Source organism: Thalassospira sp. ABL2_045 (assembly GCF_056161285.1).
Map to the genome: position 1 here is coordinate 37,375 of NZ_JBSWYV010000012.1, position 26,141 is coordinate 63,515.

Sequence of the window (26,141 nt, forward strand, 5' to 3'; positions counted from 1 at the left end):
CCGATTGCTTGATGGTCCAAGCGTGATGAACTAGGCTTGTTGCCAAGTACGCCACGCCCTGCATTTCATGCGGGCTTTTAGCATAAAGTACCCTTGATGACGCAAGATTTGTTCGACCCTTACGCCCCGGTTCCCGAAACGCCTGCAAAATCGGGAAATACGCCCGAATTTTCGGTTTCCGACCTGTCAAACGCGCTGAAACGCACAGTCGAGGATGCCTTTTCCTTTGTCCGGGTGCGCGGCGAAATTTCCGGGTTCAAGCGTGCTGCCAGCGGGCATCTGTATCTTGCACTCAAGGACGACAAGGCGGTGCTGGATGGCGTGTGCTGGCGCGGGCAGGCGGGCAAGCTTGGCCTTGTGCCCGAAGACGGCATGGAAGTCATCGTCACCGGACGACTAACGACATTCCCCGGTCGGTCGAAATACCAGATCGTCATCGAGACGATGGAAGTGGCGGGCGAAGGCGCGCTTTTAAAGCTTCTGGAAGAACGCAAAAAGAAACTCGCCGCGGAAGGTTTGTTTGAGCCGGAACGCAAAAAGCCGATCCCGTTCCTGCCTGATGTCATTGGCATTGTCACATCACCCACCGGGGCGGTGATCCGTGATATCATGCACCGCCTGCGCGATCGTTTTCCGCGCCGGGTTCTGCTGTGGCCCGTGCTGGTACAGGGGCAGGGGGCGGCTGATCAGGTCGCTGAGGCCGTGCGGGGTTTTAATGATCTTTTGCCCTATGGCCAGATCCCGCGTCCCGATGTGCTGATCGTTGCGCGCGGTGGCGGGTCACTTGAAGATTTGTGGTCGTTTAACGAGGAAGTTGTCGCCCGTGCGGTGGCTGAATCTGACATTCCGGTGATATCGGCCGTCGGGCATGAAACCGACACCACCCTGATTGATTTTGTCTCTGATCTGCGCGCCCCAACCCCAACCGGGGCGGCGGAAAAGGCTGTGCCGGTGCGAAGCGAACTGATCGGGCAGGTCGAGGAAGATGGTCTGCGTCTGGCACAGGCTGTGCGGCGTTTGGGTGTTGAGAAGAAAACAGCTCTTGAAAGTCTGGCGCGCGGTTTGGGTGATCCCAAACGCATGCTCGAAGAACGCAGTCAGACCCTTGATAACTGGGCGGATCGATTGCCGCGCGCGGCCGTCAATGTCACGCAGCAGGCACGTGCACGCTTGAATGAAGCCAGTGCGCGACTGGTCAGTCCGCGTGAACAGCTTTCGGAAAAACGCGGACGTCTGGAAAATGCCGCCCTGCGTTTGGACGGGGCGATGAAATCGGCCCTGCAGATGCAGCAATCATGTCTTGATCGGGCAAGTGCCGGTCTGCGCCCTCGTGATGCCAAACGTGATATGGCACGCGCCGACAAGCAGATCATTGATCTGGCCAGCCGTCTGCAGAGGGCAGTTCGCAATACCCTGACGCGAGAGGCCGAAGGGCTGGCGCGTTATGACAGGCTTCTGGAGAGCTATTCCTATCGCAATGTACTCAAACGCGGGTTCGCGGTGGTGCGTGATGGCGCAGGTAACCTGATTGGCAAGTCGGCCGATATCGTTGCGGGTGAGGGCTATGATCTTGAAATGGGCGATGGCGTTACCCGGGTAACAGCAGGCGAGGGTGTCGATGTCAAATCCGCTTCTGACGCGGGTGGTGGCTCGCCAGAAGCGCATAAAGAATCATCCGCCGAACCGGCAGCAGCGAAACCCGAAAAGCCCACCAAGCCAAAACCGGCAAAGAAGAAAAACCCGCGTCCTAAGGACGATGACAGGCAAGGGAGCCTTCTGTAATGCGTAAAACCATTTCCGGCATGCTGGCGCTGGCTGGCCTTTTGGTGATTGGCGCGTCTGCCCAGGCCGCCGAGCCGACCTACAAGGGTGCGTTTGTTCAGGGCGGGATCGTGTTTGGACAAACCGATGCCGGATCGAAGGTGCTGCTTGATGACGAGGCAATTGACACAATCGCACCCGATGGCCGGTTTGTTTTGGGCTTTCCGCGCGACTACGAAGGCCCGGCACGGGTCAGCATCCAGCATGCCGATGGCAGCATCGAGGCGTTCAGCTACGAGATAACGGATCGCGAATTTAACATTCAGCGAATTGATGGGCTGGCCCCCAAAATGGTCAATCCGGACCCGGAAGTGATCAGCCGCATTCAGGATGATTCGCGTCAGGCGCGTGAAGCGCGAACCGAACGCTTTTCCGAGGACTTCCTGCAAAGTGGTTTTATCTGGCCGGCAGTTGGTCCGATCAGTGGCGTTTACGGATCACAACGCATCCTGAACGGGGAACCGCGCGCACCGCATTGGGGCATTGATATCGCCGTTCCGGCTGGCACGCCCGTCATCGCACCGGCAGATGGTATTGTGACACTGGCGCATCCCGATATGTATTTCTCCGGTGCGACCCTGTTTATCGACCACGGCCTTGGTGTTGTGTCGGCCTTTTTGCACCTGTCGGAGATGGAGGTGCAGGTCGGCGATGTCGTGCGTCAGGGCGATGTGATTGCCAGGGTGGGATCATCTGGGCGATCAACCGGCCCGCATCTGGATTGGCGGGTGAATGTTGGTGCTGCCAGAATTGATGCCCAATTGCTGGTGCCGCCGATGGAAGAAGCGCGCAAAACGGCAAATGCCAATAACTGAGCGGAACTAAGATCATGAAAACCCACGGAGCTGTTGCCGCAGGACATTCTGTTACCGCAAATGCGGCGGCCCGTGTACTGGAAGAAGGCGGCAATGCCTTTGATGCGGTGATTGCCGCGATGTGGGCAGCCTGTGTGGCCGAGCCGGTTCTGGCATCCCTTGGCGGCGGTGGGTTTGTTATGGCCAGACCTGCCGGGAAAACGCCGCGGCTTTATGATTTCTTTGTCGAGACCCCGCTTGAAAAACGATCCCGTGAAAACCTTGAATTTGAAAGCCGCCTTGCGACATTTGCCGGTGGCGTGACGCAGGAATTTCACGGCGGCTATGGATCAGTCGCTACGCCGGGCGTGGTTTCGGGGCTTTTTGCCGTGCATGACGATCTGGCCAAACTGTCGATGGCGCAATTGGCCGAACCGGCGATCGAGGCCGCAAAGGATGGCGTAAAACTTGATGCGTTTCAGCGCTATGTCATGGGCATTGTCGAGCCACTTCTGGCCTTTTCGCCCGATAGCCGACAGGTGTTTGGCAAGGCGGGCGAAACCAACCCGGACAATTTCGATTTGCTTGATGCCGGTGTGGCCCATCGCCAGCCTGATCTGGCCGACAGCATTGCCTATCTGGTCGAAAGTGGGGCGGAAGGATTTTATAAGGGCGATCTGGGCTCCAAGCTCGCATCTGAATGTGCGGCGCATGGTGGCTACCTCACCGCGCAGGATTTGGCGCATTATCGGGTTCTGGTCCGTGATCCGCTGTTGGTGTCCGGGCGCAAGGGACGGTTTGTTCTTAACGCACCACCAGCGTCTGGCGGGGTTCTGGTCGGGTTTGGTTTGAAGCTGGCGCGTGAAATGGCGCTCGGTGGGTTTGGTTCGGAACGTCATCTTGAGGCGATGTCACGGATCATTCATGCCACCGGTCTTGCCCGTGGGGAGTATGGGGCAAGTTCCATCATTCTCGGCGATGAGTTGTGTGAGCGGTATCGATCAATGATTGGCGAACGGCCGCTCAGTCAGCAGGGAACGACCCATATCTCAGTCGTGGATGCCGATGGCAACCTTGCGGCCGCGACGATTTCAAATGGCTCCTCATCGGGCCGTGTTGTGCCCGGGACCGGGATCATGATGAATAACATGCTGGGCGAGACCGATCTTTCACCCGACGGTTTTCATAACTGGCCGTGCGGGGTTCGGATGACCTCGATGATGACGCCAGCCCTTTATCTGGGCGAGGACGGAGCGTCGGTTGCGCTTGGGTCGGGCGGATCAAACCGCATCCGGTCGACCATGTTGCAGGTATTGCTCAATATCGATGCGTTTGACATGACCCTGCATGGGGCGATTTCTGCACCGCGTATGCATGTCGAGGATGATCTTTTATCGGTTGAGCCCGGATTTGATGGCGCATTGCTGGATGGGTTGAGCCTTGCCAATCAGCATCGCTGGGAGTGCGAGGACATGTTCTTTGGCGGCGTGCATGCAGCCAAGGTCAGTGGTGACGGGGACATGCTTTCGGCGATTGGCGATGGTCGGCGCAATGGCCATCAGGTCATTGTCGGTCAAAGCGGGTAATTGATATGGCGGGGCTTAGCGGAACCGCTTAACAACTGCGAAGATCAACGAGAAGATCATGACCAGAATGATGGCGACGGTGGCGATCAAAAGCGCCTGCTTGGTGCGTAATTCGTAGGCCTGCTTGCGCTCTATATAGACGATGACATCGCGGCGCAGCTGATCCATCTCCGGGACGACATCAAGGCTGTTGAGATACAGCGTGGCGCCCGCACGTGCGAGAAGATCGTTTGTCTGGTTCATCTCGCGGGTGAAGACGGCAAAGCGTTCCTCGGTATCGGCCAGATCATCAAGAAGGTCGGCGTCATCCTGCCCGGCAGCGGCGATTGTAATCGTGGTTCGGGTCAGATCGCGGGCATCATCCTCGATACAGTCCGAAAGAGATTTCCGCGGTTGGTCGGTTGTACATTCAACCTGTCGCTTGCCGAATTCTTCAAGGGCGCGGCGAATATGTCCCTTGAGTTGCTGATCAAGTTCGGAAATCCGCAACCGGATATCGCGCGCCGTATCGCGAATGGTCGTATCATCCTGATCAAGCGCCATTGTTGGCCAGGCAACAAAGAGCGACCCTGCAAGGATAAGACACAAAATGATCAGCAAGCGGCGCAAGAAAGGTGGGCTCCGAAGACGCGTTCAACAAGAAGCGAAACCCCAGTCTGTGCCAACAGGGTTCCCATTCGGTTAATGCCACTATCAATTCGTTTGTATCGGGTTTATTTCGGCCAGCGTCGATGAAGCCATAGCCACTGTTCGGGGCGTTCGCGGATCCAGCTTTCCAGAGTGGCGTTGACTTCGGTCATGATCGCCAGGGTGTCTTTGTGGCGGTCGCCTGTGCGCGGAACTGATAGTGCCGGATAAAAGGTCATGCGGAAATGCACGCCATTGAGACGTTCGACCCGGACCGGAATAATTGGTGCGTCATATTTGATGGCAAACTGGGCCAATGCCGGGGCTGTCATCGCATCACGGCCAAAGAACGGGACGGCGATACCGTCGGCCATTTTTTGGTCCACCAGCATACAGGCGTGGCCGCCTTCTTTCATAAAGCGGGTCAGTTTGCGCGCACCATCGGGGCCTTTTTTAACCAATTGCCCCCGAAATGTTTTGCGCGCCCGCATAAACAGATTGTCGACCCACGGGTTGTCCGGTGCGCGATAGACACTCATCATGTCCATCTCAAGCACGGTGGCGATGCACATGCTGACTTCCCAGTTGCCGATATGACCGGTGAAGAACAGGCCCGGCTTGTCATCATCTTTTGTCGCGAGTCCATGTTCGGCCCCAACGATTTCAATGTTCGGGCCCCCCGGTTTCAATTTGTGCAGGTGGGGGATTTCGCCAACAGACCGACCCAGATTTTCCCACATGCCGATGATGATCTTATCGATCTCTTCCGGGGATTTTTCGGGGAAAGCCGCGACCAGATTATTGCGCGCCTTCTTGGTCTGGCCGACCTTGGGGCCAAGTGTGCGCAACAGCCAGCCGCCAAAGGCCGATGCCGTTCCAATCGGCATTGCGGCAAACATCCAATAGGCCAAATACGCCCCGAACCCCTGTAGCGGGTGGGAGATGTATTTCTGGCGCATCTTGTAGAGCTGGCTGTTCTTATCCATCGGCGAGTACTGACGTCACGATCTTTGCAAGCTGATCTGGTGCCTCGAACACCAGACGAATATCGAGACTGCTTATGCCGTGCCGGCTTTGGCTTGGCAAGCGCATCAAGTCCTTTTGGGTGGTGACAAGCCGTGCATCAAGCCGTGTTGCGGCTGCGCGCAGGTCGGTCAGCTCCTGGGACGTGAAGGGATGGTGATCCGGGAAATCGCGGGTCTCGATGATCTGCGCCCCAGCCTGTTTCAGGCTGTCATAGAATTTGGACGGGCGCCCAATACCGGCAAAGGCCAGAAACCGTGCCTGATCAAATGCTGCCGCGTTGGTTGGCGCAACAGCCGCCCTTAAGACCGGAACAGAAGCCGGCAGGTGGGTGATGAATTCAGGTGTCTGATCGCCAATCAGGATGATGGCCCGAACCTTTTCCAGACCACTGATCAGGGGTTCACGCATCGGACCTGCGGGCATGACGCGGCCATTGCCGATACCGTAAGTGCTGTCGATCACGGCAAAGCTGCAATCCTTGATCAGGGTCGGGTTTTGCAGTCCGTCATCGAGAATGATCGCATTGGCCCCGGCACCACAGGCCATTTCTGCACCCAAGGCACGGTTGCGTGAAATCCATGCCGGGCCGTGCTGGGCGAGTAAAAGCGGTTCGTCCCCGACCTTGTCTGCGGTATCAGCTTGCGGGTCCACCCGATGCGGACCTTCGATGGATCCGCCATAGCCGCGGCTGACAAAATGCGGGGTGCGGCCAAGCTTTGTCAGCAGCGCATAAAGCGCCACTGCGGTTGGGGTTTTACCGGCCCCGCCCACGGTGAAATTGCCAACGCAAAAAACCGGGCAGCCGGGATGACGTGGTGTCGTGGTCAGTTTGCGAAAACAGGCGCCGGCGCGCCAAGCCGCAGAAAGCGGACTGAGGAGCTTCGGGATAACCCCGTCATGCTGCCAAAATTCCGGATCACGCATGATCGACCTCTTTGATGGCCTTTTGTGTCATCAAGGGACGCAGGGCATCCATGGTACGGTCGAGAACTTCGGCCTTGGAATTCGCATAATCCAGGGCAGCTTTGGCGATTTTTTCGGCACTGTCCGGATCGCGAAGCAGGGCGGTGACTTGGCGTGCCAGATCATCGGCATCGCTTGCCGGGCGGCAGGCGCCACTGGCCAGCATTTCGGAACTGATGGCTGCAAAGTTGCTCATATCCGGGCCATGCAGGATGGCGCAGTCAAGGCGTGCCGGTTCAAGCGGGTTTTGCCCCCCGCCGACACAAAGCGTCTTGCCCATAAAGACAATCGGCGCGATGCGGTAAAACAGGCCAAGCTCACCCATCGTATCGGCAAGATAGACATCGGTACCGGGTGTGATGTCATGTCCAAGGCTGCGACGCGATACCTGAAGACCCTGGGCAACCAGATCGGATTCGATATCATCGGCGCGATCAGGGTGACGCGGTACGATGATGGTCAAAACACCTGTATGGTCCTTGGCGAGTTTCTTGTGCACATCACCGGCAATTTCTTCTTCGCCCTTAAACGTGCTTGAAGCCAGCCAGACCGGGCGGCTGCCGATTTGTTGCTGCAGCTTGGCGAGTGCCGTTTCCTCTGCAGGTAGTGGGGGGGCTGCGAATTTCAGATTGCCGACAGTTTGAACAGAAGAAGCACCTAGTTTTTCAAACCGCGCAGTTTCCTTGCTGCTTTGGGTCAGGATCACATCAAAGGCGGAAATCACCGGGCGGATAAAGGACGGATAGCGTGAGTATTCCTTGAAACTCTTTTCCGAAATACGCCCATTCAGCAGGGCCAGTTTGACGCCAGCTTTTTGCGCCTTGGTTAAAAGGTTCGGCCAGAAGTCGCTTTCCAGCCAAAGCGCGACATCGGGCTTCCAATGATGGAGGAACCTTGCAACGCAGACTTGCCGGTCAATTGGCACGAACTGGTGAATGACACCCTTGGGCAGGCGGGCATGCATCATGGTTGCCGAGGTGACCGTGCCTGTGGTGACCAGAATGGAGGCCTCCGGATATCGACGGCGGATTTCATCAATCACCGGCAGGGCCGAAAGGGATTCACCAACACTGGCGCCATGTATCCAGACCAGATGGCCTTTGGGGCGTGCGGCACCGGGATGACCAAACCGCTCGCCAATGCGGCCAGCATCTTCCTTGCCACGGTTTTTGCGCCGGTTGAGATACAGGTTAACCACCGGGCCGAGAAGGCGGGTCGCGGCGCGATAGGCGTAAAACAGGCTCATGACCCGGTATCCCCCGCAGCCATCGCTGATCGCTTTTGCTTGGGCAATTCATCTGGGCCCGCTGGCGGGATCACATCAAGGCCAAGTTTGCTGTCGGTTTCCTGGGTCAGTCGGGTTAGCGCCTCTTCAAGCTCGATCCGTTTGGCTTCAAGGCCGGCTTCATCAAGTTTGCGATCAACAAAAATCGGATCGCCCCAATGAAAGACCCCGCGCGAGAAGGGCAACGGCAGAACAAAGCGATCCCAGCTGCCAAACACCTTCCGGTTCGAGGCTGAATAGGTTAGCGGAAAGACAGGAACACCCGCCATGCGAGCCGCCTGAATGACGCCGTCAGAAGCGCGCATGCGCGGACCGCGCGGGCCATCCGGGGTCATGCCGACCACTTCACCGGCTTTCAGCGCCTTGAGGATCTGGCGCAGGGCGGCTGCACCGCCCTTACCCTTGCCGGTCGATCCGGCGATGGTTTTGATATCAAACTGGGCCACCGTGCGTGAGATGATTTCCCCGTCGCGGTGCGATGAAATCAGCATGTTAAACGGCCGGTCGCCGCCAACAGAACGCCACGTATAGGGCATCATCAACAGACGCTGATGCCAGAAGGCGACAATAAACGGCTTGCCCTCTGTCAGGTAATGGGCTGGATGATCACCGCCTTCGGTGCGCCAGCGTCCGGTAGCACGGATCAGGCGCACATATGCTGCTGCAAGCCAGCACAGAGTGCTGCGCATTGTGTCGCTTTTTATGATCCGTTTATGCCACTGCACGCCCGATTGTCCCGAAGTTGCCCGGATCAGTTTCCGTTTTCTTCCGAGAATTGCAAGTTATAGAGATGGGCATAAGCCCCTCCTTGCTCTAGCAATTCATCGTGTTTGCCCTGTTCGGTCACGCGACCGTTGCTGATCACACAAATCTTGTCGGCATCAACAATGGTCGACAGACGGTGTGCGATCACAAGGGTGGTACGCCCCTTCATCAATTCGGAAAGCGCGCCCTGAATATGGCGCTCAGATTCCGTATCAAGGGCGGAGGTCGCTTCATCAAGCAACAGGATCGGCGCGTTTTTGAGCATCGCACGTGCAATGGCGATACGCTGACGCTGACCACCGGAAAGCTTCACGCCATGCTCGCCGACAATCGTGTCATAGCCATGTTCAAGCTGCCCGATGAAATCATGGGCGGCGGCCTGCCTTGCGGCTTCTTCGATCTCGGCATCGGATGCACCGGCCCGGCCATAGGCGATGTTGGCCCGCACCGTGTCATCAAACAGGGTGATTTCCTGACTGACGAGTGCTGTTGCCTTGCGCAGGCTTTCAAGCGTCACATTGCGGATATCCTGCCCATCAATGGTAATCGCACCCTGATTGATGTCATAGAAACGCGGGATGAGGTTCAGAATGGTTGATTTGCCTGCTCCCGACGGGCCGACAAGGGCCACGGTTTCGCCCGCCTTGATATCCAGATCAATCTCGCGAAGAGCAGTGATTTCCGGGTTATAGGCAAAGGCAACGTTTTTGAAATTGATGTTGCCACCCGAAACCACGAGGTCCTTGGCGTCCGGGGCGTCCTTGATTTCAGGTTCGATATCCAGAACCGTAAAGACGCGCTGGGACGCGGCGAGGCCCTGTTGCAGGGTGATGTTGATGTTTGCCAGGCGTTTAACCGGCTCGTAGGCCAGAAGAAGGGCGGTGATAAAGGCAAAGAAGCTGCCCGGGTCACTCGCCCCATCAATCACGCGGCTGCCGCCATAAATGATGATCGCGGTGATGGCTGCACCACCAAGCGTTTCCATGATGGGCGATGAACGTGCGCTGACCGTTGATGCCTTGAAGCTCAGCTTGAAGACGGTTTCAACCAGCTTGCCCATGCGTGAACATTCATAGGGCTCCATACCGTAGGCCTTCACATGGCGGATGCCCTGGAAGGTCTGTTCAAGCAGGGTGGCGAACTCGCCAATCTGCTGCTGGGTATTTGCGGAAACCTTGCGCATGCGTTTACCCAGTCGCGCAATCGGATAGATCGCAGCGGGGAATACGGTAAACGCGATGATCGCAAGCAGCCAGTCCTTGTAGAACATCACACCGACCAGAACCACGGCCGTCAGCAGGTCCTTGCCAAACCCGGTGAGCGAGTTTGAAACAGCCGCACGCATCGCAGTGATGTCATTGGTGAAGCGCGTGATCAGCTTGCCGGTATTGGTGCTGTGGAAGAAGCCGATATCAAGGCGAATGACATGTTCATAAAGGCTGTTTTGCAGATCCGCCAGAATACGCCCGCCGACATAGCTCATCAGAACGGTCTGGCCATAATTGGCAAAGCCCTTGAGCGCGAAGGATCCAAGAACAGCCGCCCCGACCGGTACCAGCATGTTTTCCTGCTTGTTGATGAAAACATCATTGATGATCGGATCCATCAAAAGCGCATAAAGGCCAGTCGCACCAGCCATTGCCGCCATACACAGAAGCGCAAGAAGGATCTTGCCGAAATAGGGTGCAACGGCATCCTTAACGATGCGTTGGACCAGCGGCCATGTGCCCCAATGTTCTGCAGTATGGTCGAGGGAATTCTTGGGCAATAATCTGTTCCTGATCTTCGAAGCCATTTCCACGTTGTATCAACGTGATACTATCTCTATGGATATGGCTGCAAAATATGATTTAAGTGCACGCGCTGTTGCTATCATGCCGGGCCATAGGCGGCAAGCCGCAGCGCGCGTATTCGGGACACAAAATCGACTGTGCGTGCAGTGACCGCGCAGCGACATATAAGACAAATAAATGAACGAGCAACTCCACGCACTTGTTGAACATACCCTTGCCCAGGGCGTGGGTGCACGCGTTTTCCCGCTGCGCTGGGAGAACCGCCGCATCTGGGTCAAACAATCGGTCGCGGCCAAGCACAAGGTCTGGCATCGCGTTCAACGCTTTGCCGCTAATATTACCGGTATTCCATTGCTGCGCCCGACAGTGTCGCCGGGCGGGCAGCAAGGACTTGAAAGCGAGGCGGCAACCTTGCGTAAACTTGCGTCGGCAGGTGTGCTGGTTCCCGATCTGATTGATGTCGGGGAAAGCTGGATTGCCATTGGTGATAATGGCCGCATCCTGCAAAGCTGTATCGATGATGATGTGCAAAAGGGCGATGATGACGCCATCCGCGCCCATGTTGTTAAGGCCGGCACTGCTTTGGCAGGTTTGCATGGTGAAGGCATAGCGCATGGTGCGCCGTTATTGCGGAACATGACGCTGCGCGATGATGGTCAGATCGGCTTTATCGATTTTGAAGAAGATCCGAACGCCCGCATGCCGTTAATTGATGCGCAGGCGCGTGACGTCTTGCTGTTTGTGTTTTCCATCCAGCGAGAATTCAAAAAACGCCCGGAACTGCTGCGTGCCGGGTGGCAGGCCTATGTCCAGGCTGCAGGCGAAGATGCCCCGCAGTTGGTGCCACTGCGCAAGGTAATCCGGCTCTTGCGCCCGGTTTACCTGCTGCTGCGCCCATTCCGACGTTGGCTGGGCACCGATGCGCTCAACGGGCTTTGGGCCTATCGGACCTTGCGTAAAAGTCTTTATCGCTAGTCTCCGCCAAGGCCTATTGTGCAGGTTGGCCGATGGGGGCTGTGCCCGCATTTGTGTCGGTTTCCCGGTCTTGGTCAGACGCATCCGGTTTTGCTGTGCTGGCGTTTGCCACATCATCAAGCGATACCCGGATGGCCTCAATCCCGTCAAACCCACCGGAAAACGGTGCGAGATTGTGCAGGAACTGGTTGGCGGAGTTGCGCCAGCTATATTGTTCGGCCAGTGCGCGGGCATCCTCGCCTTTTAGTTCCAACGCGGCCAAGGCGGCCTCCCGCAGATCGGCGTCAATCGCACCGGCCTTGGTGCCACGCACGATATCGGCTGGTCCCTGCACCGGGAAGACGGCGACCGGGGTGCCAGATGCCAGTGCCTCAAGGATGACAAGGCCGAACGTGTCGGTCTTGCTGGGGAAGACAAAGACATCGGCGGACGCAAAGGCGGTTGCGAGTTCTTCGCCGACCTTTTTACCCAGGAACTGCGCGTTGGGATATTTGCCCTTGAGCTCGGCCAGTTGTGGTCCATCACCGACCACGAATTTTGTGCCGGGGAGGTCAAGATCCAGGAAATGGCCGATATTCTTTTCCACTGCCACACGGCCAACAAACAGCCAGTGCGGTTTCGGGAAGTCGCCGAAGCTGGCATCAGACCGGGGGCGGAACAGATCAAGGTCCACGCCGCGCGACCAGATATGAAGGTTGTTGAACCCCCAGTCGGACAGTTCCTGACGCAGGGTTTCGGTCGCCACCATGACGGATTGCGATTTGCCGTGGAAATGCTTCATGCCGCGATACAGGATCGAAAGCGGCAGGCGCCAGCGGGCATGAATATATTCCGGGAAGCGCGTGTGATAGGCGGTTGAAAACGGAATGCCGTTTTTAAGGCAATAGGCCCGGGCGGCCTGACCCAGTGGTCCTTCGGTTGAGATATGAATGGCAACCGGATGCAGGGCCTCGATCATTTTGGCCATCTTGCGTTTGGCAAACAGGGCCAGCCGGATTTCCGGATAGGTCGGGCAGGGAATGGTCTTGAACTGATCGGGCGAGATGACATGGACGTCATGTCCCATCTCGCCCAGCTCGCCGCGTACGGTTTCAAGGGTACGGACAACACCGTTGACCTGCGGATACCAGGCATCGGTTACGATCAGTATTTTCATGCAGTCTTTCCAATCGGTGCATCATTGCCCTTTTTCGAAGAGCCGGATGCAGAGTTGCCCGCGCTGTGGGCGGTACGGAACATGGAAATCAGTTTGCCAAGGCCAAGTGACGGGGTGCTGACAGCATCGCGGCCGGGGCTGGAATGGCTCATTGCCATCTGTCGCATTTCAGCCCAATGCAGCAATTCAAGCTGGCCATCCTTGTCTTCGACAAGGGCGGTGCAGCTTTCGACCCAGTCACCATCGTTGCAATATAGGACATCGCCGATTTCGCGTTTTTCTGCGTGATGGATATGCCCACAGACCACGCCATCCACCTTGCGTTTGGCAGCTTCGTGGGCAACGGCGTTTTCAAAGTTGCAAATAAACTGAACCGCGTTTTTGACCCGGTTCTTGAGATAGGCCGAAAGCGACCAGTACCCGTATCCCAGACGGCGGCGCACGCCGTTGAAATAACGGTTGAGCGCGATCGCAAGGTTGTAGGCCGTGTCACCCAGATAGGCGAGCCACTTGGCATATTTGACGACCCCGTCAAACTCATCGCCGTGAATGACCAGCAGGCGCTTGCCATCGGCGGTGACATGGATGTCGTTCATTTTGACGTCGACATGGCCAAAGGTCATGTCGACAAATTCACGGGCGAATTCATCATGGTTCCCGGGGACGAAGATGACTTTGGCGCCATTCTTTGCCTTTTCCATGATTGTCGTGATCACGGCATGATGACTTTCGGGCCAGTACCAGCTTTTCTTGAGCCGCCAGCCGTCAATGATGTCACCCACCAGATAGTAGGTGTCTGCCGTTACTTCATTGAGGAAATCCAATAGAAGGTCTGCCTGACATCCACGTGTCCCCAGATGGACGTCTGAAATCCAGACCGTGCGGTAATGCGGTTGCAGCGTCATCGCTGTCATTGCCGCTCCTCCGTATCCTGCCAAAAGGATGGCTGGAATTCGACAAAGTTTCGTGCCGAATACTGTCCCCAACCAGTATCCGTTTAAAACAAATCGTTCGATTATATAACCCGTTCACAGAAATTTCGCGGTTCTGTAAAGCAACTGTTACACGTTTTATTTCATATGGTAGGGTAAGTGATAAATTTATTTCATTTTTATTTCGGAAGTGGGTCCAAATGACCGAAGCGGATGTGACTGTCATCTTCAATCCACGTGCCGGGGGCAATAAACAGCGGTTTCTGTCCCAGATATTGCAACATGCCGGTATCAAGGTGGAATTGCTTCAGACCACCCATCCCGGTCACGCCCGCGAATTGGCGCGCAAGGTGCGTGCCCATCAACGTCTGTTCGTTGCTGGCGGTGACGGGTCACTGAATGAGGCGCTCAACGGCTTGCTGGATGCCCAGATCGACGGTCACGAAGTCCCGCCACTGGGCATTATACCGCTGGGCACTGCCAATGTGTTGGCGGTTGAGGTAGGGCTTGAGATCAAGGCACGCGCGATTGCCGAGTATATCAACAATCCCGGCATGGTCTGGGTCCGGCCGGGGTTGGTGAATGGTCGGGCATTCTTTTTGATGGTTGGTATGGGGGCCGATGCCGACACTGTGGCCAATGTGTCGCTGCGGCTCAAACGTCTGATTGGCAAGGGCGCCTATGTTCTCGAAGGTCTTCGCAATATTTTCTTTCCACATCATCGCGATTTTGAAGTCAATATCGGCCGGGAAAACTACCGTGTGGCGGGCGTCGTTGTAACCCATGCGCGCCACTATGGCGGCGCGTTCATTATTTCGCCTGAAGCCAGTTTGACCGCCAACAGTCTTGATGTGGTGATGATGCCCGGCAACGGGATCGGTGCCCTGTCACGGTATGGCCTGGCGCTGACGCTGAATCGTTTGCATGCCCAAAGTGATGTGTCGGTGGTCCGCTCTGAACGCATCACGATCACCAGCCATTGCGGCCCGGCCCCGCTTCAGATTGACGGGGAAAGTGCCGGCAAGCTTCCCTGTGAAATCAGCTTGTCACCCTATCCGGTGCGGCTGATGGTGCCACCGGCCTATGCCGATTTGACATCAAGATCAGATAGCCCGCCACAGGAACTGCTTCGGATTGCAGCGGACTAGCGACGGGTGCTTCCTCGCGGTTAAACCGCGTGCAGATCCATTTTCGCGACCACAATTTTTAATTAAACTTCATTTAAGAACGCTGTCCTGAACCGTCAGGCGTTTTCGCGCCGGCTTCATCGCTGATCCCCGGCATTTCAAGGTTCATCATATTTTTATGATGATAAAGAAGCGACTCCTTGAAGTTGCATTTCTCTTTACCACTTTAATTTCAAGGCGTCACGGGCGCCTTACCCCTCCTCATATGAGGATATTGGGGGCGTGGAAAGTTCCGTTAGACCGAAGTGGCGAGCGTTGATGAACGTCATCGCCTTCCAAGGAGAATGACAATGGTTTCGGGGTCCTCTGCTTTGGTTCTTAACTCGGGGATGTTGGCTAATATGCGCATCAAATCAAAAATTCTGGCTGGTTTTGCTGTTGTTCTGGCAATTCTGATCGCGGCCCTTGCCTTTGCCTATGTCACCTTTGTCGCAGTCTCGCATGATGTTGATGAATATGCCCATTATGTTGAAGAAGCGTCCCTGATCAGCGAGATCGAAACCCAATTTTTGCGCTTTAACAGCCACACGCGGGAATTTGCCAATACGGCAGACCCGGCCGATGCCGAAGCAGTATTTACCTATGCCAAGCAGCTTGAGCTGATGCTTGATGATGCCCAGGGGCAGTTTGTCGGCCAAGAACACCGAAGCCGCATCCAGCATATCGGCGAGGAGCTTGACGCGTATCTTGCAAGTTTCGCCTCTGCCAAAAGCCTGAGCGACGAATATCATTCCCTGATCCTTGATCGCCTTGAACCGGACGGGATCAAGATCGTGGCTGACCTCGACAAGCTTGTTGCCCATGCCCAGAACACCAGCGATATGGAGCTTCTCAAACGCTCGGTCGCGGCACGCGAACATGCGCTTCTGGCGCGCCTCTATGCCAATATCCTGATTGGCCGTCAGGATGACAGCTTTGGCGCCAAATCGGCGGATGAATTTGCCAAGCTTGAAACCGCTTTGGGGCAGATTGGTAATCAACCGCTAACAGGTGATCTGAAAGCTGTGCTGGATGATGCCAAGGAACTGTTTGCCGATTATCGGCAGGTGTTTGACAAGGTGCGCGCAGATGAGCTTGAAATTGTTGCCACGGTCCATGGCACCATGCGCGAAGCATCCGAGGGCATCATTGCCGATGCCGAGGCGCTGAAACATGACCTTGCAGTGGCAGAACAAAACATCTTTGAAAAGGTCGTTGCCGAAATCATCCTGGCCGAGACCGAAATCCTGATCGCATCCATTGGCGGGGCGGTTTTGGGCATGATCCTGGCCTGGGTGATGGGCGATCGTTTGTCGCGTCCGATCATTGCCATAACCGCGATCATGCGCCGTCTTGCCGACCGTGATCTTTCCGTCGAAATTCCGGGACAAACCCGCAAGGACGAAATCGGTCAGATGGCGCAGGCGGTTCAGGTGTTCAAATCCAATGCCATCCGCAATGATGAGCTTGAAGCAGAGGCCCAGGCACAGGAAGAACGTGCCAAGGAACAGCATCGCCAGTTCATGAACCAGACGGCAGACAGCTTTACCAACAGTGTCGGAAGCATCATCGAAGCGGTGGCGGCTGCTGCTGTGGAATTGCAGGCTACCGCGACGGGCATGTCCCAGATCGCAAACACTGCGTCAGAGCAGACAACCGCTGTTGCCTCGGCCAGTGAGCAGGCAAGTGGCAATGTGGACTCTGTTGCCTCGGCGACCGAAGAACTCAACAGTTCAATTGAGGAGATCAACCGTCAGGTCGTCTTTTCGACCGAGATCGCCAAAACGGCCGTTGATCAGGCCCGTGAAACCATGCGTGGCATTCAGGAACTGGTCGAGGCATCGAACAATATCGATCACGTGCTGAAACTGATTACCGATATTTCCGATCAGACCAACATGCTGGCGCTTAATGCGACGATCGAGGCATCCCGTGCCGGGGATGCCGGCAAAGGCTTTGCCGTTGTCGCCAACGAGGTCAAAACCCTGTCAGCCCAGACGGCCAAGGCGACGGAAGAAATTCGCAAGCAGGTCGACAGTCTTCAGGGCCGTACCGGCTTTGCGGCCAGTCAGATTGATCTGATCAGCAAAACCATCACGGAAATGGATGGGGTTGTCGCGACGATTTCCTCGGCGGTGGAGGAACAGTCAGCCGCCACCCGCGAGATTGCCTTTAACATCGAACAAGCGGCAACCGGGACAACTGTTGTGAGCTCCAACATCGTTACGGTTTCTCAGGCCGTAACCGAGGCGGGCACAGCGTCGAGTGACGTTTTGACCGCTGTCAGCACCTTGTCTGAGAACTTTACCACCCTGAAAGGTGCCACTGACAGCTTTGTCAGTACCATTCGGGCAGCTTAGGTCTCCACCCCGACCTGAGTACCCGAAACTCCCAAGTACCCAAGAAGTACCCAAACTGAAAACGCCCGGCCAAATGGACCGGGCGTTCTTTTGGGATCAGCGGCATCAAGCGCCGGTGCTATTGGCCGGCCAGCGTCATGCCATCAATGCGAAGGGTGGGTGCGTTGGTGCCGTATTTGAAGGTGAGGTCATTGGCCGGAACAACCGACTTGAACATGTCTTTCAGGTTCCCGGCTACGGTAATTTCCGACACCGGATAGGCCAGTTCGCCATTTTCAATCCAATAGCCCGATGCACCGCGTGAATAATCACCCGTAACACCATTGACGCTGCTGCCGATCATCTCGGTGATATAGAGCCCCGATTTGATATCCTTGATCATGTCTTCGGGCGAAATCGTGCCCGGTTCCATGTAAAGATTGGTGGTCGATGGCCCCGGCAGGCTTCCGGCACCGCGTGATGCATTGCCGGTTGATTTCAGGCCCAACTGACGGGCTGAACGTAAATCCATGATCCAGGTTTTCAGAACACCGTTTTCGATCAGATGGCGTTTCTGGTTTGCCACCCCTTCGGCATCAAACGGTTTGGATCGAAGTCCACGTTTGCGATGCGGGTTATCAATGATGTTGATATGCGGGGCAAAGATTTCCGTATCCATGGCGTCAAGCAGGAAGCTGGTGCCACGCGCAATGCCCGAACCGTTAATCGCACCCGAAAGATGCCCAACGATGGATGCCGAAACACGCGGATCATAAATCACCGGCACCTGCGCGCTTTTGACCTTGCGCGGGTTCAGGCGACGCAGGGTTTTCTCCGCCGCCTTTTTGCCGATATCGACCGGATCGCGCAGATCGGTCGAAAAGACCGCGCTGTCATAGTCGTAATCGCGTTCCATGCCCGTACCGGTGCCCGCCAGAACAGAGACCGAGATATGGCTGCCCGACCCGGCATAGGAATTGGCAAAGCCGTTGGTTGCGGCCAGCGTGATTTGATGGCGACCCCAGCCGGCTTCGGATCCTTCGGAATTGGTGATGCCCTCGACCGAGCGGGCGGCTTCTTCACAGGCACTGGACCATTCGATCAGCTTGTCCTGATCAACTTCGCCCGGTTCGCAAAGCTCAAGCGCCTCGACATCAAACGTTTCGGCAAGCTCAGATGGATCAGCAATGCCGCAATAGGGATCTTCCGGCGCATTTTTTGCCATGGCGACCGCACGTTCGACCAGCTCATTCAGCGCTGCATCACTGGTATCAGATGACGATACCACCGCCTGCTTCTTACCAATCAGAACCCGAAGGCCAAGGTCAGCCCCCTCAGAGCGTTCAAGCTTCTCCATCTTGCCCAGACGCTGGGCAACCGAAAGCGATGTGCCTTCGACATAAACGGCATCGGCGTCATCTGCGCCAGCCTTTTTGGCCTGCGCGAGAAGATCATTGATGCGATCAAGTGTCATGTCGGTCTTGGGCATGGAGGCTCCCTTGTCTCGAAATGGGTCTCTGAATGAATTTCTTACGTTATAGGCGGCGAGATCGCATTCGCATAGGGGCGAAACACAAACCCTGTTTTCAAGTGTGATCAACCGCCTGTGACAAAGGTGGTTTTCGTTGCGCATGCGGGCAAGGGCGAAGGCGATGCTGTTTTCGCGAATGCTTCTGATATAGTGGGTGATAACACGCAAGATAGGCAGCAAAGAAGCTGTGGCACGGGGACCAAATGACGAAGCGATTTTTAAGACATGGCCTGATGACTGGCGCTGTTTCGATGATGTTGGCGGCCTGTAATCACACGCCAGCCGAACCGGTGACGGAACAGCCCGAAAATTCCGCAGATAGTGGTGTCTGGGAACTTAACGCTGATGGCCGCACCGACCCGGTCTCAAGCGCGCAGCTTTACAGCGAGATGCGCTGGCAGGGCGGGCAATATGCCCGGAACTATCGCCATCAGATGCTCACAGGTGATTTTACCTGCGATGACAAGGTCGACCGGATTGCTGGCTGGGTCGATCTTGATAGTCCCGAAGGGCCGCAATTTGCCCTGTTGTTCGTAACCAATCATGGCGGCAAGGCGCAAAGCGAAATCCGCTATATCCCGTTCGAACAATCCGAACAGTTTGCCCTGTGCGTCTATGATGAAACAGCCCCGCCGGTCCTGAGCTGGCAGGAAAACAGCACCGAATACATGTCTGAAATCATCGGCGATGCGGATATGTGCAATTTCGCCATCCGCATTGATGATTTCATGTGCGATGCGCCGCAGTTCTACTATTCCGAAAAGCCAGCCGAGAACGGTGATCACTGGTTGTTCTTCAGAAATTGACATTGTTTATTGTACGTACTACATATAATCATGATCAAAAGCTTTTCCAGCAAAGACACTGCGAACTTGTTCAATGGTGTCCGTGTCGCCAAGTGGCTGCGCCCGATTGAGAAGGCGTCTCTGCGAAAGCTAGATATGATTGATTATGCTGAGGCGATAGAGGATCTGCGTTCACCGCCCGGAAACCGATTAGAGGTGCTGCGCGGTCAAAGACAAGGCCAACATAGCATTCGAATTAACGATCAATGGCGCATCTGTTTTGTCTGGCGTGATGGCGGTGCAGAAGATGTTGAAATTGTTGATTACCATTGAAGGAGGCCGTTATGCGGATAAGAACTGCGCCCGGTGAAATCCTCAAAGAGGAATTTATGATCCCCTTGGGATTAAGCGGGAACGTATTGGCAGACCGTATCAAGGTCCCTGCCAATCGGATCAACGACATCGTGCGTGGACGACGTGTTATTACCGCTGATACAGCATTGCGCTTGTCGCGCTATTTTGGCACGACCGCACAATTCTGGCTGAACGCGCAAACAGCGTATGATCTATCGGTTGCGTGCGCGACCGAGGGCGAGAAAATTGTAGCCGAAGTCGAACCGCATGCCGCGTAAATGCGGTTCGATTGAAGGGTGTAATAATGGTTTGCTCGCGTAAGACAATGCGACCCCCCAATAACATAAGCCAAGAGACTGAACTGCTGAGTGAAACTGTTGCCAAAAAGCGTTCGGAACCATGGAGCCCACAAAACAAGGCTGCGCTGGATGCCAGTAACGATTATGTTGCTCGGAACGGTATTCCATTGGCGCCGCATCGAAAATTTTACCATCCACGCATGCTGGTTTTTTAGAATCTTCGTCTAGCTGTTCGCGATCAATCCCGCCAGATTTTCTTGCCCGATCCGGGCAGGCCATAGCGTTCCCATTTCTGATCAACACGGTCGATGATTTCATCTTCCATATAGATCTTTTCACCCCATTCGCGGTTGGTTTCGCCTGGGAACTTGTTGGTGGCATCAAGGCCAAGCTTGCCGCCCAGACCCGAAACCGGGGATGCGAAATCAAGGTAATCAATCGGCGTGTCGGTGACGGTAGTAATGTCGCGCACCGGGTCCATCCGGGTCGAGATCGCCCACATGACGTCCTTCCAGTCGCGCACATCAATGTCGTCATCCACGACGATAACGAACTTGGTGTACATGAATTGGCGCAGGAATGACCAAACCCCCATCATCACGCGCTTGGCATGACCGGCATAGGCCTTCTTCATCGACACAACCGCGATCCGATAGCTACATCCCTCTGGCGGCAGCCAGAAATCGACGATTTCCGGGAATTGCTGCTGCAGGAGCGGGACAAACACATCATTGAGCGCTTCGCCAAGCACGGACGGCTCATCTGGCGGGCGGCCGGTGAAGGTCGAAAGATAGATCGGCTTTTTGCGCATGGTGATCGCGGTGACGGTAAAGACCGGGAAATCTTCGACCGAGTTGTAATACCCGGTGTGATCGCCATAGGGACCTTCGGGGGCGTACTCATCAAGCGAGACATATCCTTCCAGCACGATCTCGGCCGTGGCCGGGACCTTGAGCGGGACGGTCTTGCAATCGACCAGCTCGACCTTTTCGCCGCGCAGAAGACCGGAAAATTGATATTCTGACAGGGTATCTGGCACCGGGGTGACGGCGGCAAGGATCGTGCCTGGATCAGCGCCGAGAACGATGGCGGCTGGCAGCGGATCACGCTTTTCCTGTTTCCAGCGGGCATGATGTTGCGCGCCACCGCGGTGCTTGAGCCAGCGCATGATGGTCTTGTTCTTGCCCAGCACCTGCATGCGGTAAATGCCAAGGTTAAAGACATCACGCTTGTCGCCGCCTTTTTCACCGGCACTTGGTCCCTGGGTCACGACCAGGGGCCAGGTGATCAGCGGGCCGGGTTCGCCGGGCCAGCAGGACTGAACCGGGATTTGCGAAAGATCAACGTCATCGCCTTCCAGCACCACTTCCTGACAGGGGGCCTTTGAAACCGTTTTGGGCTTCATTGCCATGACGGTTTTGGCAAGCGGCAGCATGGAGAACGCTTCGCGGATGCTGGCCGGTGGTTCGGGCTGCTTGAGAAAGGCCAGCGTTTCGCCGACTTCACGCAATTCTTCCGGCTTGCGGTTCATGCCCGCCGCCACACGGTCGACCGTGCCAAACAGGTTCACCAGAACCGGCATGTCATATTTTTTGCCGTCATCGCCCACGACATTTTCAAACAGAACGGCCGGGCCGCCTTCGGCTAGAAGGCGCGTCTGGATTTCTGTCATTTCAAGGTTGGGGGAGACCGGTTCGGTGACGCGGACAAGGCGGCCGGACTTTTCCAGCGCATCCATGAAGTCACGAAGGGATTGATAGGGCATGGCACCTGTCATCTGCAAAGCTTTGAAACCTGATTGCCTTCATACGCCGCGGAGCGGAACGGGACAACCTTGCTGTTATCAAATACGTCATTTGTAACGGGCGAGATCCATCCCTACATGAAGGATCAATGCTGCGCCGCACGGGGATGCATAATTTTGCGGTTTTGGTCTGCGCATCATTTGGTTATACATGGGCAAGGAATTGAGTCGCGTGACCCACAACACGCGACCTGGCAACTCACCAAAAGCATGAAGGACGCACAGATGGCCAAGTACTGGGTTATCGGGGGCACCTATCAGGATACCGGTTTTGATCAGTCGATTGGCGAAGAAACCAAGATTGGTCCGTTTGGCAGCTTCGAAGAAGCCGAACAGCAATGGTCTAAAATGGCCTGGCAGTCGGTTGACGACGCAAATTCGCGTTATCGTATCGAACGCCTTGAAGAATACTGGGTCGTCGGTGGCGAATATGAAAGCACCGACTTTGAAAACCCGGTTGGCGGCGACGAAGAGCGTCACGGCCCGTTCGCGACATTCGGCGATGCAGAAAAAGCATGGTCGAAACTGGCATGGCAGCATGTTGATGACTGCAACTATCGCTATCGCGTCGTAGAAGGCTAAGCCGGACCGACCAGATATGTTTTCGTTATCTGATGCGCAACTCGTCACGGATCCCGTGCTGCGCGAACAGATCGAACAGCATCCACGCGCGCAGGAACTCCTGCGCGCGTTTTTGTATCCTTATGCTGCACCCGATCATGATTTTTTGTTCAAGGGCGGTGCGTATTCCAAGGTCGGCGCGGACACGGTTCCAGACCTGATCTGCGGCCGCACCCCGGTTCTGGCCGTTGGTTCAAACCGTGCACCGGTTCAGCTCAGCCGGAAATTCACCCATCAGAACCTGTCAGACGAAATACCGGTCACCCATGGCTGGCTGGCGCATCATGACATTGTCTATTCCACGCACTTGACCGGTTATGGCGCGGTTCCGGCAACACTGGCACCGTCACCGGGCACACGCGTGCGGGTTTCAATAACCTGGCTCACAGCCCAGCAGCTTGCCCATATGCATGTGACCGAATCAGTCCCTGCCCATTACAGCTATCAGCAACTGCATGGCCGTGATCTTGAACTTGATTGCGGCATACGACCTGATCACATCGGCATGTACCAGTCCGTGCGCGGGCATGTTTTCGGGCATGGTGATATTTATGCCTTGTCTGCCATTCGCGCGGAAAACAGGCGATTTCCTTCCAAAACCCAATGGGAAATCATGGCGCTTTTCGCAAAACTTGCAAAGCAACCCATGCGGGCCGAGTTCATACTACGTATGATTGATGATCAAGCCTTGCGTAACGCGCTGGCCGGGCAGTTTACAATAAAATAAATCACCCCCTTTTTATCCTTGAAGTAGCTCCCATATGTATACCGCTGAAGGCATCAAATAGCTCATTAAGTGTTTGATGTAATTCGAATAATTTATGGTTTGTGATTTATTCTGAGTTCTTGGGTCAAGTCGGGTTAACCGTCCTTGCGACCTTGTTTAAAACGAGCAGTTAAAAATTAAATCCCGTCGGCACCGGACACTTAACAGTGCTGGCAATTGCTGCAGCTCTTTTGGGGGGAGCTGATCGCGCAGTGTGTCCACGCCGCGCGTAGGTCTGTGTGTTCTTATAAGGGGGACAGCCATGTTCGGCTTCCAGTCCGACGATAAAAACGTCATCAGTGCGATTAAGCGATCGCTTGCAACCATCGAATTCACGGTTGATGGGACGATCATTGACGCAAATCCGAATTTCCTCAAGCTGATGGGCTATGAGCTTTCGGAAGTGCGCGGCAAGCATCACAGCATGTTTGTTGATCCTGAATTCGTTAAAACCGAAGACTATCAGAAGTTCTGGACGAATATGGAGGCCGGGGCCTATTTCACGGCCGAGTATCAGCGTTTTGCCAAAGGTGGCCGGGAAGTCTGGATTCAGGCGACATATAACTCGGTCGTAAACAAGGCTGGCAAGACTTACAAAGTGATCAAGATCGCAAGCGATATCACCGCGCGTAAACTACAGGCCACCGACTATGCCGGGCAGATTGACGCCATTGGTAAATCACAGGCAGTGATCGAGTTCGACCTTTCGGGCAATATCTTGAGCGCCAATGTGAACTTCCTTAATGCGATGGGCTATACGCACAAAGAAGTGGTCGGCAAGCATCACAGCATGTTTGTGACCCCTGAATACGCAAACAGTGCGGAATATCAAGATTTCTGGGCGCACCTTCGTGCCGGTGAGCATCTTTCTCGCGAATTCCAACGCTTTGGCAAGGATGGCAAGGAAGTCTGGATTCAGGCCAGCTACAATCCGATCCTTGATATGGCCGGTCGGCCGTTCAAGGTCGTGAAATATGCCACCGACATTACGGCTACCAAATTGCAGGCAGCCGATCACGCCGGTCAGATCGATGCCATCAACAAGTCGCAAGCCGTGATTTCGTTCGACCTGGATGGCACCATCCAGACGGCCAACGAAAACTTCCTCAAGACGATGGGCTATAACCTGTCCGAGATTCAAGGCAAGCACCACAGCATTTTCGTAACCCCACAAAATGCCAAAAGTCCCGAATACAAAGCATTTTGGGAAGAATTGCGTCGGGGTGAATACAAGGTGGCCGAATTCCAACGCGTTGGCAAAGGGGGGCGTGAAGTCTGGATTCAGGCGAGCTACAACCCGGTGATGGACATGAATGGCCGTCCGTTCAAAGTGGTCAAGTTCGCGACCGATATTACCAAACAGGTTAAGGCCCGCCGTAAAGTCAAAGACCTTTCCGAGACATCAAGCTCAAGTGCCGAAGCCGTCGCCAGCGCGTCTGAAGAAATGCTGGCAGCTATCCAGGAAATCAGCGAAAGCATGCAGCGCTCGCAAGTGGAGATGCGCGACATCGTCGCCAAAACCAGCGAGGCGAATGAAGTTCGCGGGGATCTTGAAACAACCTCGGAATCAATGGCGGGTGTCGTGCAAATCATTCGTGATCTGGCCGAACAGGTGAACCTGCTGGCCCTGAATGCAACGATTGAAGCGGCCCGTGCGGGCGAGGCTGGCAAGGGCTTTGCAGTGGTTGCAAACGAGGTCAAAAACCTTGCCAATCAGACTGCGCGTGCGACCGACGAGATCGAAACCCAGATTCAGGCGATGATCGACATCACGCACCGTGTTGTCGCCTCGACCCAGGGCATTTCCTCGTCTGCAGATACCGTAAGCGATTATGTCAATTCCATCGCCTCGGCGGTTGAAGAGCAGACAAGCGTTACACAGGATATCTCGAAGAATATCCAGTTTGTCTTTAGCGGCATTTCCGAACTGAACGAGTGCGTGAGAAGTCTCGTCAAGTAGGACAGTCAGACGCAGATATACAAAAGCCCGGCATGCCGATTGGTCTGCCGGGCTTGTGTTTTGACTGGGAACTCAGGTGCGGTCGGGGAGCAACTGCCAAATCCGGGTGAACTTGCTGTCAGTGTCTTCGACTGCGACGTCGACCGGCACGTCATAGGTTTCCAACTCGTCGATATTGTGTGTCGGCGCGTATGTCCGGCCCGGATCGGCCAGAATGACCTTGGTGCCCAGGCGGGCCTCGGCCATCAGCCACTGCAAGACGGCATTTGCCATATCCTGCTGGTAACAGACGTCACCAGCAAAAATCACATCCCAGCGCTTTTCCGGGGCCGATGTCCCCACAAGGTTTTCGGTGGTGGTCGGGATTTCGACACCGTTATGCTTGGCGTTGAGCCGGGTCGCGGTAATCGCCACCGGATCGATGTCATTGGCAAGAATTTCAGCTGCCTCGGCCTGCACACAGGCAATCGCCTGCATGCCACCGCCACAGGCAAAATCAAGCACCCGTTTGCCACGCACCAATTCCGGGTGATCAAGGATATAGCGCGTGATGGCCTGTCCACCCGGCCATGCAAAGGCCCAATAGGGCGGCGGGATATCGAGGACGCCCAAAATATCCTCGGTCGCCTGCCAAAGCGGGGTGATGTGGGTAGCCAGATACATCTCGATTTCCGGTGCCAGGGGCACCCGGGCCGGTACGGTAAATGTCTCGATCAGATCGGCAAATTGCGGATCATCGACATCGGGTACCAGTGCATCGGCAAAGACATTGTCGCTCATTTGGCGGTTCACC

At 55.5% G+C, this 26,141-nt stretch carries 24 protein-coding genes; 13 read left to right on the forward strand and 11 right to left on the reverse strand.

What is annotated here, in order from left to right; all coding sequences use genetic code 11:
- Positions 1 to 96: 96 nt before the first annotated feature.
- The 3 genes from xseA to ACXAIA_RS16135 are packed head-to-tail and all read left to right on the forward strand — an operon-like array spanning position 97 to position 4,201.
- Positions 97 to 1,782 (forward strand): exodeoxyribonuclease VII large subunit, encoded by a 1,686-nt coding sequence (xseA, locus tag ACXAIA_RS16125; RefSeq protein ID WP_475350223.1) that lies wholly within the window; start codon positions 97 to 99, stop codon positions 1,780 to 1,782.
- Complete coding sequence (locus ACXAIA_RS16130; protein ID WP_475350224.1) at positions 1,782 to 2,636, forward strand: M23 family metallopeptidase; 855 nt, start codon at positions 1,782 to 1,784, stop codon at positions 2,634 to 2,636. The genes xseA and ACXAIA_RS16130 overlap by 1 nt, the downstream gene beginning before the upstream one ends.
- Before the next feature lie 14 nt (positions 2,637 to 2,650).
- Entirely contained in the window at positions 2,651 to 4,201 is a 1,551-nt protein-coding gene (locus tag ACXAIA_RS16135) for a gamma-glutamyltransferase family protein (RefSeq protein ID WP_475350225.1), read from the forward strand.
- Between the two features lie 15 nt (positions 4,202 to 4,216).
- Here ACXAIA_RS16135 and ACXAIA_RS16140 read toward each other — a convergent pair whose 3' ends face one another.
- From ACXAIA_RS16140 to ACXAIA_RS16165, 6 genes are all read right to left on the reverse strand, one after another.
- The gene (locus ACXAIA_RS16140) at positions 4,217 to 4,810 is read right to left on the reverse strand and encodes a hypothetical protein (RefSeq protein ID WP_475350226.1); all 594 of its coding nucleotides are present in this window, start codon (positions 4,808 to 4,810) and stop codon (positions 4,217 to 4,219) included.
- Between the two features lie 104 nt (positions 4,811 to 4,914).
- Positions 4,915 to 5,814, reverse strand: coding sequence for an LpxL/LpxP family acyltransferase (locus ACXAIA_RS16145; RefSeq protein WP_475344781.1), 900 nt, complete (start codon positions 5,812 to 5,814; stop codon positions 4,915 to 4,917).
- Positions 5,807 to 6,778, reverse strand: a complete 972-nt coding sequence (gene lpxK, locus ACXAIA_RS16150) for a tetraacyldisaccharide 4'-kinase (protein WP_475350227.1) — start codon at positions 6,776 to 6,778, stop codon at positions 5,807 to 5,809. Before lpxK ends, ACXAIA_RS16145 begins: the two co-directional genes overlap by 8 nt.
- A complete protein-coding gene (locus tag ACXAIA_RS16155) occupies positions 6,771 to 8,063 on the reverse strand; it encodes a 3-deoxy-D-manno-octulosonic acid transferase (protein WP_475350228.1) in 1,293 nt (430 codons plus the stop codon). Before ACXAIA_RS16155 ends, lpxK begins: the two co-directional genes overlap by 8 nt.
- Complete coding sequence (locus tag ACXAIA_RS16160; RefSeq protein WP_475350229.1) at positions 8,060 to 8,791, reverse strand: lysophospholipid acyltransferase family protein; 732 nt, start codon at positions 8,789 to 8,791, stop codon at positions 8,060 to 8,062. The genes ACXAIA_RS16155 and ACXAIA_RS16160 overlap by 4 nt, the downstream gene beginning before the upstream one ends.
- A 62-nt stretch (positions 8,792 to 8,853) precedes the next feature.
- Complete coding sequence (locus tag ACXAIA_RS16165) at positions 8,854 to 10,662, reverse strand: ABC transporter ATP-binding protein (RefSeq protein WP_475350230.1); 1,809 nt, start codon at positions 10,660 to 10,662, stop codon at positions 8,854 to 8,856.
- Between the two features lie 175 nt (positions 10,663 to 10,837).
- Between ACXAIA_RS16165 and ACXAIA_RS16170 the strand changes: the two genes are divergently transcribed.
- Complete coding sequence (locus ACXAIA_RS16170) at positions 10,838 to 11,635, forward strand: hypothetical protein (RefSeq protein ID WP_475350231.1); 798 nt, start codon at positions 10,838 to 10,840, stop codon at positions 11,633 to 11,635.
- Between the two features lie 13 nt (positions 11,636 to 11,648).
- Here ACXAIA_RS16170 and ACXAIA_RS16175 read toward each other — a convergent pair whose 3' ends face one another.
- Both ACXAIA_RS16175 and ACXAIA_RS16180 read right to left on the reverse strand, forming a co-directional pair.
- Positions 11,649 to 12,791 (reverse strand): glycosyltransferase family 4 protein, encoded by a 1,143-nt coding sequence (locus ACXAIA_RS16175; RefSeq protein ID WP_475350232.1) that lies wholly within the window; start codon positions 12,789 to 12,791, stop codon positions 11,649 to 11,651.
- On the reverse strand, positions 12,788 to 13,705 hold the full coding sequence (locus tag ACXAIA_RS16180) for a UDP-2,3-diacylglucosamine diphosphatase (protein ID WP_475350233.1): 918 nt from the start codon (positions 13,703 to 13,705) through the stop codon (positions 12,788 to 12,790). Before ACXAIA_RS16180 ends, ACXAIA_RS16175 begins: the two co-directional genes overlap by 4 nt.
- A 218-nt stretch (positions 13,706 to 13,923) precedes the next feature.
- On the opposite strand from ACXAIA_RS16180, the gene ACXAIA_RS16185 reads away from it, so the two are divergent.
- Positions 13,924 to 14,871 (forward strand): diacylglycerol/lipid kinase family protein, encoded by a 948-nt coding sequence (locus ACXAIA_RS16185; protein ID WP_475350234.1) that lies wholly within the window; start codon positions 13,924 to 13,926, stop codon positions 14,869 to 14,871.
- Between the two features lie 380 nt (positions 14,872 to 15,251).
- Complete coding sequence (locus tag ACXAIA_RS16190; RefSeq protein ID WP_475350235.1) at positions 15,252 to 17,249, forward strand: methyl-accepting chemotaxis protein; 1,998 nt, start codon at positions 15,252 to 15,254, stop codon at positions 17,247 to 17,249.
- 118 nt (positions 17,250 to 17,367) lie between these two features.
- On the opposite strand, the gene ACXAIA_RS16195 is transcribed toward ACXAIA_RS16190, so the two are convergent.
- On the reverse strand, positions 17,368 to 18,717 hold the full coding sequence (locus tag ACXAIA_RS16195; protein WP_475350236.1) for a TldD/PmbA family protein: 1,350 nt from the start codon (positions 18,715 to 18,717) through the stop codon (positions 17,368 to 17,370).
- 275 nt (positions 18,718 to 18,992) lie between these two features.
- On the opposite strand from ACXAIA_RS16195, the gene ACXAIA_RS16200 reads away from it, so the two are divergent.
- From ACXAIA_RS16200 to ACXAIA_RS16215, 4 genes are read left to right on the forward strand one after another with little or no spacing between them, the layout of a single operon-like run.
- On the forward strand, positions 18,993 to 19,565 hold the full coding sequence (locus ACXAIA_RS16200; protein WP_475350237.1) for a hypothetical protein: 573 nt from the start codon (positions 18,993 to 18,995) through the stop codon (positions 19,563 to 19,565).
- 30 nt (positions 19,566 to 19,595) lie between these two features.
- Complete coding sequence (locus ACXAIA_RS16205; RefSeq protein ID WP_417830250.1) at positions 19,596 to 19,877, forward strand: type II toxin-antitoxin system RelE/ParE family toxin; 282 nt, start codon at positions 19,596 to 19,598, stop codon at positions 19,875 to 19,877.
- 11 nt (positions 19,878 to 19,888) lie between these two features.
- Complete coding sequence (locus ACXAIA_RS16210) at positions 19,889 to 20,176, forward strand: HigA family addiction module antitoxin (protein ID WP_475350238.1); 288 nt, start codon at positions 19,889 to 19,891, stop codon at positions 20,174 to 20,176.
- A 47-nt stretch (positions 20,177 to 20,223) separates the two neighbouring features.
- A complete protein-coding gene (locus tag ACXAIA_RS16215; protein ID WP_475350295.1) occupies positions 20,224 to 20,412 on the forward strand; it encodes a type II toxin-antitoxin system CcdA family antitoxin in 189 nt (62 codons plus the stop codon).
- A gap of 23 nt (positions 20,413 to 20,435) precedes the next feature.
- On the opposite strand, the gene ACXAIA_RS16220 is transcribed toward ACXAIA_RS16215, so the two are convergent.
- A complete protein-coding gene (locus ACXAIA_RS16220) occupies positions 20,436 to 21,962 on the reverse strand; it encodes a UbiD family decarboxylase (protein ID WP_475350239.1) in 1,527 nt (508 codons plus the stop codon).
- A gap of 264 nt (positions 21,963 to 22,226) precedes the next feature.
- Between ACXAIA_RS16220 and ACXAIA_RS16225 the strand changes: the two genes are divergently transcribed.
- The 3 genes from ACXAIA_RS16225 (at position 22,227) to ACXAIA_RS16235 (ending at position 25,348) form a co-directional block, all read left to right on the forward strand.
- Positions 22,227 to 22,583: a DUF4170 domain-containing protein gene (locus tag ACXAIA_RS16225; protein ID WP_475350240.1), complete on the forward strand. Its 357-nt coding sequence runs from the start codon at positions 22,227 to 22,229 to the stop codon at positions 22,581 to 22,583.
- Positions 22,584 to 22,599: 16 nt separating this feature from the next.
- A complete protein-coding gene (locus ACXAIA_RS16230; RefSeq protein WP_475350241.1) occupies positions 22,600 to 23,349 on the forward strand; it encodes a hypothetical protein in 750 nt (249 codons plus the stop codon).
- 301 nt (positions 23,350 to 23,650) lie between these two features.
- On the forward strand, positions 23,651 to 25,348 hold the full coding sequence (locus ACXAIA_RS16235) for a methyl-accepting chemotaxis protein (protein WP_475350242.1): 1,698 nt from the start codon (positions 23,651 to 23,653) through the stop codon (positions 25,346 to 25,348).
- A 72-nt stretch (positions 25,349 to 25,420) separates the two neighbouring features.
- On the opposite strand, the gene ACXAIA_RS16240 is transcribed toward ACXAIA_RS16235, so the two are convergent.
- The gene (locus ACXAIA_RS16240) at positions 25,421 to 26,128 is read right to left on the reverse strand and encodes a class I SAM-dependent methyltransferase (RefSeq protein WP_475350243.1); all 708 of its coding nucleotides are present in this window, start codon (positions 26,126 to 26,128) and stop codon (positions 25,421 to 25,423) included.
- Between the last annotated feature and the right edge of the window lie 13 nt (positions 26,129 to 26,141).